Annotated in this window: 1 protein-coding gene; it reads left to right on the forward strand. The window is 52.4% G+C overall.

Translation table 11 applies throughout. The annotated features are described in order from the left end of the window. On the forward strand, positions 1-678 hold a 678-nt coding region (locus ACYVAA_RS23010), incomplete at both ends, for a class II aldolase/adducin family protein (RefSeq protein ID WP_460546451.1).

Here is a 678-nt window from a genome sequence, read left to right on the forward strand (position 1 = left end):
GAAGTGATGTGGGTAAAAGGATCAGGCGGGGACATCGGTACTTTGACCAAGAGCGGACTGGCGGGCCTGTATTTGGAGAAGTTGCATGCCCTTAAAAATGTATACAGAGGATTGGAGTTTGAAGATGAGATGGTGGGGCTGTTTAACCACTGTATCTACGATCTTGACTCCAAGGCACCTTCCATCGATACACCTTTGCACGCATTCCTTCCCTTTAAGCATATCGACCATCTTCATCCGGATGCGGCCATTGCGATAGCGGCTTCCAAAGACGGTGAACAGATCACACAGGACCTTTTTGAAGGACAGATCGCCTGGGTGCCCTGGCAAAAGCCCGGCTTTGACCTGGCCCTGCAGCTGGAGAAAGCCTTGGCCGACAATCCCGGTATCCGCGGTATCATGCTGGGCGGACACGGTTTGTTCACCTGGGGTGACACTGCCTATGAGTGCTATATCAACAGCTTGGAAGTAATCGACAAAGCTTCCCAATACCTGGAAGACAATTACGGCAAGAAGCGTCCCGTGTTCGGTGGCCAGAAGATTGAATCTTTGGCTCCTGAGGCACGTAAGGACCAAGCGGCCATTATTGCCCCTGTGTTGAGAGGTCTGGCCTCCGGTTCCAACAGGATGGTAGGCCACTTTACCGATGATGAGCGGGTATTGCAGTTTGCCAACAGC

This window comes from Echinicola sediminis, from assembly GCF_054777495.1.